This window comes from Verrucomicrobiota bacterium, assembly GCA_037139415.1.
Taxonomy (GTDB): Bacteria; Verrucomicrobiota; Verrucomicrobiia; order Limisphaerales; family Fontisphaeraceae; genus JBAXGN01.
In genome coordinates this window covers 1-10568 of sequence record JBAXGN010000233.1, presented here as the reverse complement: position 1 = coordinate 10568, position 10568 = coordinate 1, and the positions used below count along the sequence as shown (strand labels likewise).

General features: G+C 58.7%; 10 protein-coding genes. 1 reads left to right on the top strand and 9 read right to left on the bottom strand.

The genetic code is table 11. The features are described 5' to 3' along the window. From WCO56_26495 to WCO56_26465, 7 genes are all read right to left on the bottom strand, one after another. A partial coding sequence (locus WCO56_26495) for a PAS domain-containing protein (protein MEI7733150.1) occupies positions 1-926 on the bottom strand: 926 nt, incomplete at its 3' end. Between the two features lie 203 nt (positions 927-1129). Then, positions 1130-1276: a hypothetical protein gene (locus WCO56_26490; protein MEI7733149.1), complete on the bottom strand. Its 147-nt coding sequence runs from the start codon at positions 1274-1276 to the stop codon at positions 1130-1132. Positions 1277-1469: 193 nt separating this feature from the next. Next, positions 1470-2795, bottom strand: a complete 1326-nt coding sequence (locus tag WCO56_26485) for a Gfo/Idh/MocA family oxidoreductase (protein MEI7733148.1) — start codon at positions 2793-2795, stop codon at positions 1470-1472. A gap of 77 nt (positions 2796-2872) precedes the next feature. After that, entirely contained in the window at positions 2873-4834 is a 1962-nt protein-coding gene (locus tag WCO56_26480; GenBank protein MEI7733147.1) for a tetratricopeptide repeat protein, read from the bottom strand. A gap of 29 nt (positions 4835-4863) precedes the next feature. After that, positions 4864-6267, bottom strand: a complete 1404-nt coding sequence (locus WCO56_26475) for a response regulator (GenBank protein MEI7733146.1) — start codon at positions 6265-6267, stop codon at positions 4864-4866. A 51-nt stretch (positions 6268-6318) separates the two neighbouring features. Next, a complete protein-coding gene (locus WCO56_26470) occupies positions 6319-7707 on the bottom strand; it encodes a response regulator (protein ID MEI7733145.1) in 1389 nt (462 codons plus the stop codon). A gap of 106 nt (positions 7708-7813) precedes the next feature. Then, the gene (locus WCO56_26465) at positions 7814-9043 is read right to left on the bottom strand and encodes an MFS transporter (GenBank protein MEI7733144.1); all 1230 of its coding nucleotides are present in this window, start codon (positions 9041-9043) and stop codon (positions 7814-7816) included. A 103-nt stretch (positions 9044-9146) separates the two neighbouring features. On the opposite strand from WCO56_26465, the gene WCO56_26460 reads away from it, so the two are divergent. Beyond that, entirely contained in the window at positions 9147-9680 is a 534-nt protein-coding gene (locus tag WCO56_26460; protein ID MEI7733143.1) for an ACT domain-containing protein, read from the top strand. 95 nt (positions 9681-9775) lie between these two features. Here the strand turns inward: WCO56_26460 and WCO56_26455 are convergent, their stop codons facing one another. Both WCO56_26455 and WCO56_26450 read right to left on the bottom strand, forming a co-directional pair. Continuing rightward, positions 9776-10171: a hypothetical protein gene (locus WCO56_26455; protein ID MEI7733142.1), complete on the bottom strand. Its 396-nt coding sequence runs from the start codon at positions 10169-10171 to the stop codon at positions 9776-9778. Positions 10172-10251: 80 nt separating this feature from the next. Further along, positions 10252-10568, bottom strand: a 317-nt coding sequence (locus WCO56_26450; protein ID MEI7733141.1) for a hypothetical protein, incomplete at its 5' end; no start/stop codon positions are given.

Here is a 10568-nt window from a genome sequence, read left to right as displayed (position 1 = left end):
CCCAATGAATCCATCGTTCCTTCAAAAAAAATGCCGCCAGTGTCGAAAGATAGGTAGCTCTCGGCCCGCAGGTCCTGAAGCACCTGGTCGCGCGGGAAGAACTGGCACACGCTGGCGGGGAAGCAACAGACATCCTTGCCCACCACGTCGCCACAGGGAGTATCTTTCAGCGCGTAGGTCACGTTGTCCTCAAACTTGCCGTCGCACCAAACGGCCACAGTCCGGGCGGTCAAACCGTCGCCTTCCAGGCGATCAATGCACACGAAATCCATCTGCAGGCTCTGGGCCAGGAACCGCGCCAGCGTGGCGAAAAAATCCTCACTCGGGCGCACGTTCCAGCAATGCAACAGGAACGATTGCGCTTCCTCAAGCTGCTTGCGCTCGGTGATGTCGCTCAGGATAACGCGGCAAACGCGGGTGCCATCCGGATCCAGCGCGGCGCTGCGCTGAAGATGCACCCAGAATTCGGAGCCGCCTGCCTTCAGCAGACGCAGGTCGCACTGCTGGGGCGCGCCGGTTTCCCAGAGTTGTTTTTTATGTTGGCGGTAGCGGGCTTGGTCATCGGGGAGGATGAATCGGTGGAACGGTTGCCGGAGTAGTTCGCTCCGGGGCACGCCCAACAGTTCGGCGGCCTTGAGGTTGGCTTCCAGGATCAAGTCCTTTTCGCTCAAGGTAAGGTAGCCGATGGAGGCATGGTCGTAGAAGCTAAAGTATTTGTCGCGGGCGGCTTCAAGTTCCTGCTGGGTGTGGCTCAGTTCCCGGTTCTGCGCTTCCAACTCGACCTGATAGACCTTCAGCTCGTGAATCGTCTTCAGGGCGACTTCGGGGGCGAGCTGCTCCAGGCGTTCCTTCGCCAAGGCGTCCGCCTTGTCCTCCGCCGGTTGGCGCTGGCTGGTTTCCTTACGGTTATCAGGAGCGTGGCTCACGGGTGTAGGGTTGCGCCGTTCGGGTCCGCATAGCAAGCATTTGTTTTGGCATTGCGAACGCTGACTGACGTCGCGTAGCCGTCGAGGTAAGGAGACGGATTTTTTTTACCTGAATTCCCGAATGTCGTCTGCTTATCTCGGGGGCTACGCGGAACGTGGGGATCCGTCTCCTTACCTCGACGGCTACGCGGAGGTATGGCTCCCTATACGGCCTCGACGGTCAACGTCGCGCTGAGGGCGCTGACGCGCGGGCCGTTATAGGCGATGGCCTGATATTCATAACTGGCCGCGACGGGGAGGGTATCCTCATACGTGGCGGTGCCGTTGGCGGCCTCGATTCCTTCCGCCACGGGTGAAAAGTCCGTCTCGCCCGGCAGACGACCATCCTAACCTTAAAAAGCCCATCCTTGCCACGCGGATGGCCTTCTTAAGCTTCAGAAACTGATGGGGAATTGCGGGAGCGGCTGTTTTTGGAGTGCGGCGGCAAGGCGGAACCCTCGATTGCGGATTGCGGATTGCGGAATGGCGGTTGCCAGAACAGAGTTATAATTTCCAAGTGTCGTATTCCGGTTGGCCTTGCAGCGCGGTGCCGTAACGACCATCCGGGCCGGGCTTGATGGGTGGCTCGGCATCCCACGCGTAGCGGCGCAGGACAAACGAGCGCTTGGAATTGAGGACATCGTTCCAGGTTAGCATCTGGCCGGTGTAGCAGGCGATTTGTGCGGCGATGGCCAGCGCGGTGCTCTGGTGCATGTAATGGCCGCAATGGAGCGGTTTGCCGCTGCGGATGCCTTCAAACAGTTCCTGATGCTCGAGGTCATACATGTTTTGTTTGGGTTTCTCGTAGCGCCAGTTGGTTTCCCCTTCGATCCGGTAATTCAAGAGCGTGCAACGGCCTTTGGTGCCGAGGATGAAGTCGTTGGTCTCGCGATAGCAATCCGTCTGGTCGCGGGTGAAACCATAGACGCGCACACCGTTCTCATACTCATAGATGACCGCGTGATGGTCAAATTGATCACCGAACTTGGAATCGAGCGCCGTCTGGCGTCCGCCCATGCCATAGACGCGTTTGGGCGGTTTGTCGCCCATCGCCCAGGACGCCTTGTCCAGGCTGTGGATGAGCTGCTGGGCGGTCTGGTCGCCGGACAACCAGTTGAAATGATACCAGTTGCGGAATTGATACTCCAGTTCGCTCCAGCCAGCCTGCCGTTCGCGCACGATATAGGGCTGGCTCAGGTAATTTTCCTGAATGGCCACGATCTCACCAATGGCGCCATCCTGCACGCGCTTCATGGTTTCGCGCACGCCCGGATCAAAACGCCAGCACAGGCCGGAGACGAGACTCAGGTTTTTCTGTTTCGCCACGTCGCTGGCGGCCATGGAGAGTTTCAAACCGGGGATGTCCAAGCCATGTGGTTTCTCGCAAAACACATGTTTGCCGGCGGTCACCGCTGCCTTGATCATGACCGGATGAAAATGCGATGCGACGGCAATCAGCACCACATCCACATCGCTGGCGATCAGTTGCTGATACCCATCGAATCCCGAAAAACAGTGGTCGTCCTTGATGTCCACCTGATCCGGTTTGGCTTTCTGAAAGCGTTCCCGGGCGGCGGCGAGCCAGTCCGGGAACAAATCGCACAGGGCCACCAGCCGGACATCCTTGCCGGCATTCAGCGCGTTTAGAGCGGCTCCGGAGCCGCGTCCGCCACAACCGATTAACCCGATTTTGATAACGCCGCTGCCGGCGGCATGGGCGAATTGAGCCACGGGCAACTGGCTGATCGCCATCACGCCCGCAGCCGTGGTGGAGGTGCGCAGGAAATTACGACGGCTGTGTATAGTCGGCTGCACGATCGGATTAGGCATATAAAGCTTTGACTGGCTGGCGACCCATTTCATTCAACCCGCTTCTAACTCCTTCGGGCTTCGGATTTCGGTATTCTTCAGGGAGCCTTCGGCGCTGGCACTTCGTGAAACGCATGGCCCTGTTGGTACCCTTCGAGGAGCCGTTGGTTAATGTTGGCGGTAACCGTATCACCAACGGCTTTGGCCGCAGCGATCGCCTCTTGGGCCGCCGCCACGGCGGCTGGGAAGCGTCCCGCTTCCGCATACGCCGCCGCCAAAGTGCCCAGGCAAGCGGCGTTTTTGCGACTCGTCAACGTGCAAGCGCGTTCCGCCAGTTGCACCGACTGGATGCCATCCCGCGCTGAGGCGTCGCTGGCGGTCGCCAACAACCACGCCAGGTTATTCAAGCCTTCCGACCAATCGGGTTTAAGGCGCAGTATCTCCTGATACTGCTGGATGGCCTGGGTGGTTTTCCCGGCGCGCGCCAGGGCGGCAGCCAGCATGGCCACGCGAAGCTCGGTGGGCTGGATTCGCGCAGCCGCCGCGTAGTGTTCCAGCGCCTGGTCCAGCTTGCCTTGCAACTCATACACCTGACCGAGTTCGCCATGCGCCACGGGAAAATTCGGAAGCATCGCCAAGGCGGCGGTGTAGCTTTCAATCGCGGCGTCCAACTGTCCGCGCAGGGCGTACTCGCGCCCCAACCGACGGTGGATATCGGCGCGGTAATTGTCCATGCCCAAAGTCCGGATGATATGTTTGAAAAAGACCTCGCTGTTTTGCCAGGTGCTGATTTGCCGGATGCTCAACCCACTGCAAAGTACCAGCCACCCGACACTCACCACCATCACCAGCATTCGTAAACTGGTTTTTCGCCAAATCCCGCATAATCCACCCGCAATCAACATCGGCCATAGCAGCCCCACGAAATATCCATACCGGTCACTTGGATAATGGGGATGCTCGGTCAATCCCAACATCGGGACCAGGAACACGAGGTAACCCAGCCAAATCCCCAGCAAACCCGGCCACCGCCGCCAGTGCCAACCCAATACCCCGCTTATCCCCACCACGCCCATCGCACTCAGCACGAATGGCAAATCCATCGGACGAAACGCCACCAATCGCGTATAGACCGCCGCCAAATCCACCGGCCACCACGGCCGCCACAGGTAATGTCCCCAGATATAGAACGCCTGCATCACCCGCTCCGCCAAGCCGAATTCCGCCAGCGTTGGTGGCGGTTCCCAGAATTCGGGGTTTTGCGTTCGGGCCCAAAGCGTCACGGCCAATACCGCCATCACCATCAGGATATATGGAATCTTCTCGATCCAGAGTCGCCGGGCTTGGGCATCCCAGCACCCGGCCAATCCGCGATTGAACCGTTGGAGCGCAAAGAAATCCAGAATCACCAGCAGCAGCGGGAGCGCCAGCGCTAACGGGTAGGTGAGTAACGATGCCGCACTGGCCGCTAACGAGGTCACGTACCACCATCGTCGCCCAGCGGCCCCTGGCTCCGCCAGGGTGTACTGGAGATACGCCCACAGCGCCACCAACAGCAGTAACACCGCCTGGCAGTAAATGCGCCCTGACGCCCACGCAACCACCTCCACCCGCAACGGGTTCAGCGCCCACCACAACGCCCCCAACGCGGCGCATACCGCTGGCGCCGCCGTCCACTCCGCCGGCTTAGGCGAATACCGCCGGGTCAGCAACTGGCGCAGAATCAAGTACACTAAGAGCGCGCTCAGTCCATGCAACCCAATGTTCCCGGCATGATACCATTTCGGGTTCTGGCCAAAGACCGCGTTGTTCACCGCAAAACCGAGCCACGTCAGCGGGATGTAGCGCCGCACATAGCCCATGTCGGTGCCCATCCAGCGCAGGTTCTCCGCGCTGAGGCTGCGGATGTGGGTGTTCTCCAGAATGTTGATGTCATCATCCCACCGGAGGAATTCACCGCGCACCGCCGGCCAGAAGACCGCCAGGGTGATCAGTAAAATTAGAAGGCCGAGCGCCCATTCCAAACGGCGCCGGGGTGGTTGTGAAGCGGTTGCGGTCACGTGATCTTTCCCGAAGCAACGGGCGCAGATTAGGCCGTAGCCGGTGCCGGGAGGGGCGGCAGCACCACTTCGAGACCTTCCTGGGCGGCGGCGATTTCGAGTTCCTCCCCCAGCAGCGTGGTGAAATTGCGCGCCCACTCCACCATGCCGTCAATATGCGCGTCATCGTGACGCGGGTCGTGATGGAACAGGAAAAGTTTTTTCACCTTGGCGCTCAACGCGAGCGCCACCACATCATCCACGCAGCCATGGCCCCAACCGATGCGCGTCTGGTACTCGATGGAATCGTATTGGGAATCAATGATGAGCACCTCGGAGCCGCTGACAAAATCAATGAGCCGCTGGTCCTGGCGCCGGGCGTATTCGAGGGCTTCTGCCGAACCGGCGGTAGCCGAGCCAGCGGTGTGGTATTTAAACCGTTGATACGGCTCGTTATCGGGCAGATAGGAGATGGCGCCACAGGAGGTGTTCAGGCGGTAGCCGAGACACAGGCCCGGATGATTCAGATACGTGGCTTCAACCCCGACGCGCCCAATCGAGAATTTAAGGTCGCGCAGTTCTTCGATTTGGATGTTGCTGGGCATTTGGGACATGGTGATGGGAAAATACGGGCTTTCCATCTGTCCGCCCAAGGTGGACTGCAAGCCCTCGCGCGCGCCTTTAAAACCCAGGATGCGAACCTGATTGCGCGGGTTATAGGCCGGTTCAAAAAACGGGAATCCCTGAATATGATCCCAGTGGGTATGGGAAATCAGCACGGTAATGGGCATCGGCTGGCCCGCGAATTCGCGTGCCAGTTGGGAGCCCAACGGGGCAATGCCCGTGCCGGCGTCGAGCACAATGATTTCCCCATCCGCGCGCACTTCCAGGCACGACGTGTTACCGCCATATTTCAGCGTGGCATGACCAGGCGTCGGAATGGAGCCGCGAACGCCCCAAAAGCGAACCCGTGCTGGTTGATCCAGCGGCAACACCGGAGTGAGGATTGGCCGGGGCTCGTGCTTGGCGGCGGCGTTGGCGGCTTGCACGGCTTTTCGTTGGATGGTTACCGTTTCCCAATCCCCCATGAGTTGCCGCACCAATTTGAGAAATTCACGCTGCGCCAACGGCTTGACGATGAATTCATCCGCTCCCGCTTCCATCGCGTTGAGGCGGTCGGTGGCGTAGCCACCGCTGGTGGTCACCACAATTTTGACCTGGTCACGCAGCGCCTCCTCCTTGCGCAACATGCGGCAAAGCTGAAACCCGTTGAACTTGGGCGCCAATTGGTCACAGACCACCAGGTCTGGATGCGTGCTCAGGATCAGGTTCATCCCCGTTTCACCATCTTCCGCCAGCAACACATTCCATTCATTTTCCGCCAGCCACGATGCCACCGCATCGCGCTGCATGATATCGGCATCAATCAAAACTGCTGTTTTGTTGCTACTCATGGCGCTGTGCAAAACCGTAAACCGATTTCAATATGTTCCAGTTGGCACATTTTACGAAATCTCTGCTGAAAAGCTTGGTTCGGCCTTTTTTCCACGTTTGGCGGTTTTGCCAGCCGGGAGGGGCTCGCTCAACCTGAGTTCCACACCTTCGCGGGCGGCCTCAATTTGAATCTTGGCACCCGCTTTGGCGGCCAATTCCCGTGCATGTACCACCAAGGCGTCGATTTTTTTATCGTCGTGCCCTGGATCATGGTGAAACAGGAACAATTTCTTGACGCCGCCCTGAATGGCCAGCGCCACGGTGTCATCCAGGCAACTGTGCCCCCAGCCAGCGTGGCTGGCATATTCCTGCGCGTCATATTGCGAATCCATGATCAACACATCGGAACCAGCAATAAACTCGGTCAATTTTTCATCTTGGGTCCGGGCGTAGGCGAGGGTTTCGGCGGAACTGCCGTCGCCTCTGGTGGTGGGATACGACTTCATGCGCAAATACGGCTCGTTATCGGGAATATAGGTGATCGAGCCGTCGTGCAGGAAAAGCCGGTAGCCAACGCAGATGCCGGGATGGTGCATGTACGCCGCCTTGACCCGCACATTTCCGGCCATGAAGTTCAAATCGTTTAGTTCCCGGATGGCGATGTTACCCGGCATCTGTTTGAAACCGATCGGGAAATAAGGACTCTCCATTTGCCCGGATAAGGTTTCCTCGAGGCCATGCCGGGCCCCTTCATAACCCAGAATATGAACGCTGTTTCGGGGCTGGTACGCGGGCACGAAAAACGGGAAACCCTGGATGTGATCCCAGTGGGTATGCGTGATCAGAATCGTCAATTCCATTGGCTTGTCCTGGAACTCCTTCAGGAGCGAAAGCCCCAGCGGCCGGATTCCCGACCCGGCATCCAGAATGATCAGTTCACCTTCGCCCCGCACCTCGACACACGAGGTGTTGCCGCCGTAATGGACCGTTTCCGGTCCCGGCGTGGGGATTGAGCCGCGCACCCCCCAGAACCGGATGCTGGTGGGTTGGCCCGGCGCAGTCATGGGGACATGTTCCGCTGCGGCCACTCCCAGGTCGGGCCGCATGACTTTTTCGATAATCCGCGTTAGCAGCACGGAATCAATGGGTTTGGTCAAATACGCTTGGGCGCCGGCTTCCATGGCACCCTGCCGGTCGGCGGGATAATCCCGAACGCTGGTAACCACCAATCGAGTGTTGGCCAGTTCCCGATTTTCCCGCAGGGTACGGCAAACTTGAAAGCCAGTGAAACCCGGCAGGGACAGGTCGCAAATCACCAAATCCGGACGATATTGGGTCGCCAAAGCGACACCCTTCTCACCGGTTTCTGATTGGAGTAAGTGCCAGCCGTCCTGTCTCAAGAGCTTGCCAATCAGTCCGCGTGAGACTTCATCGTTGTCTATCAGCAAAGCGGTTTTCATGCGCCGGATTTTCTGCACTATTCAATAATCAGTTGGCAAATACAAGCACGGAAATTGATTATTTCAAGTTTTGTCGCTGACAATAAGGGTTTGGCCGTCATCCGTTTCAATCCGCGACTTCTTCAACCAGAGCGGTGCCTTTGCGCATGGTTTTGCCGAATTTAATCTCGGGTAATAGTAATACACTGGCCAGCACGATCAATCCCGTGCAGAGGGCCGCCAGCCACATCAGGGATAACTGGGCCGCCAGCGGGAAGGCGATCAACGGCGCCAGTACCCCCCGGACCCCCGTAAAAAACGTATGGACCGACATATAATCCGCCACCCGTTCCGGCGGGGCCAGCTTGGTAACCCATAAACTCCAAGCCACATCCCCGCCCGCATTGGAGATGCCAAATACAATCGCCCCCAGAACCAGCCCGGTCATGGTGTTGCTGGTGAAAAATGCCAGAATGCCCACCGCAAAGCCGAGGTTCAACACGATCCGCAGGGTAAAAAAGTTCATGCGATCAAACAGCCAGCCCCAGAGCGGGCTCAGGCAGAGTCGTGCCACGTTGGGGATCACCCCCGTCAACAAGGCAATGGTGCTCACCGCCAGGGCGAGCTTATACTTGGGATTAGCCAGATACTCGATGCGCAACGGCAACATCATGAGATTGGCCGAGCCCATCAACATCCAGCAGATCAGCGTGCGCCGGAACAAGGCGTCCTCTTTGGCAAAACGCAACGAGTGAAACGGGTGCGCGCCGCCATCGTTGGTCAGGGGCCGCGAGGGGATGCGGTTGAGGCAAAACGCCGTCCCGAGAAACGCGAGCGCAAACGTGACCAGCAACCATTGGAAATGCCCCAAATCATGGCTGAGCGCCCGCCCGGCCAGATCGCTGAAAATGGCGGCGACCGCGATCCGAATCATGATGGTTCTGGAAAACAGCTTGCCCCGCCGGTCATCCGGGTAATTCTCCTGGTAAATCTGCGTCAGCAAGGGAATGCCGGCGGCGGCCGACGCCGTGGCCAGCATGCTGCCCAGCACAAATACCGGCAGAACGGGAAAAACGGCCATGACCAGACAACACGCGGCCCCGGCCAGGGACAAGCAGGCGGCCGCCTTGGACGCCGCCCAGCCGCGCCGGCTCACCAGCCAGACCGTCAACGGTGTGGCCAGCAGACCCATGCTGCCGCCGCCGGCCACCAACCCTTTGGCCAGCGCGCCCGCCTGGAACCAGCGCACGGCGATCAATAGCAAAAAGGTCGCGCCGGCCGTTTCCAGCATGCCCGTGGTCACCGCCCGCCATTGCTCATGGCGGAACGTGATGGCCGTTCTCTCCGCATTATCCACGGCCAAGAGACTAGAATGAATGCCGGCGGATGGCAATCCATGGAATTTTCACGGAATCTTCTTTGGCTTGCGGAGTGCCCGTTGTTGTCGTAAAAGTGCCGTCATGCACTGCGCACTTGTAATGACCGTCATCGGCAGGGATCGCCCTGGTTTGGTTGAAACCGTCGCCCGGCTGGTCACCGAACACGGCGGGAACTGGCTCGAAAGCCGCATGTCCCGGCTGGGCGGTCAATTTGCCGGCATCTTGCGGGTGCATGTGCCCGAAGCCCGGCAACTCGACTTGGTCCGCGCCCTGGACGCCCTGAAGGCGCAAGGCCTGACGGTCGTGGTGCATCCCGATGCGGAAGGCATACCGCAGCCGGCGGCGCGGTTGATGTTGATGGAGCTGGTTGGGCAGGATCAGCCCGGCATTGTGCGCCAAATCAGCCGGGCACTGGCCGCGCACCAAGTCAATGTCGAGGAATTGCACACCGAATGCGCCAGCGCGCCGATGTCCGGCGAGGTTTTGTTCAAGGCCCGCGCCAAATTGCTGGTCCCGCCGGGCTGCCAACTGGGTGTCTTGCGTCAAGACTTGGAAAAAATCGCCGCCGATTTGATTGTGGACCTCACTCTGGATGAAGCGCCGGCAAAGGTTTAGCTCCACGCTACGATCCGTGCGGGGAACTGCGGTGGGCGACGCCGTTGAGGATCAAATTTGAGCCTTCTTACGTCGGCTCCTACCATTGGTCATGATCACATGAGTTTCAGCTTTTCTTCGATGTAGGCGAGGGTTTCCGGTCGGATGCCGGCGTTGGGATCGGGAAACACGGGCAAGGAGCTTGGTGAAGCACCGGGAGAAGCGGCTTTGGCCAGGTACTTGGCCCAGAGTTCAAAGTATTTGAGGAGCATGGTGGGTGAGGGCGAGGGTTGGAGGATGAATTCCAAGAGGCGGAGTTTGAGGTGATCGAGGAATAGAGTGTTAAAGTCCTCGGGCAGCGGTTTGGCACGCAGGAGGTTGAGGGCCGATTCGGCGCGATCACGGAGGGTGACCAGTTTAGTGATGCTGGATTGCGCGGTGCTGGCAGTGGTCCGGCGGAGAACGCGGATGATGCGGCGGACGTGGCGGCGGAGGGTGGAGCGGAGCAGCATTGAAGTAAAAAGTAAAAAGGCTAAAGGCTAAAGGCAGAAGTAACCAGTCATCAGTTATCAGTTATCAGTTATTCCAAATTTCAGAGGATGGGAGGAATGGGAGGAATGAGACCGATGGCTGAGTAAAGAGCTGAGCATTGAAAATTGGGGGAACAGCCAAGGGAATTTGAACCGCCAAACACGCAGACCACGCGAAAGGGGAAAAGGGCAAAAGATGAGACAGGATTAACAGGATGGAATAAAGCCGAAAGCTGGAGTGAAACCGCAGAGAACACAAAGATCACAGAATTAAAAATTGGGAATCGAGGACTTGAACCGCGAATCACGCCAAACATGCGAAAAGGGAAAAGACCGGGAAATGATTCAGCGCCGACTGACGTGCGGCGGCTACGCGGGT

Coding starts and splice junctions, on each gene's coding strand:
- WCO56_26455 (MEI7733142.1), bottom strand. CDS start 10,171: ATGCTGCTCCGCTCCACCCTCCGCCGCCACGTCCGCCGCATCATCCGC.
- WCO56_26475 (MEI7733146.1), bottom strand. CDS start 6,267: ATGAGTAGCAACAAAACAGCAGTTTTGATTGATGCCGATATCATGCAG.
- WCO56_26460 (MEI7733143.1), top strand. CDS start 9,147: ATGCACTGCGCACTTGTAATGACCGTCATCGGCAGGGATCGCCCTGGT.
- WCO56_26485 (MEI7733148.1), bottom strand. CDS start 2,795: ATGCCTAATCCGATCGTGCAGCCGACTATACACAGCCGTCGTAATTTC.
- WCO56_26470 (MEI7733145.1), bottom strand. CDS start 7,707: ATGAAAACCGCTTTGCTGATAGACAACGATGAAGTCTCACGCGGACTG.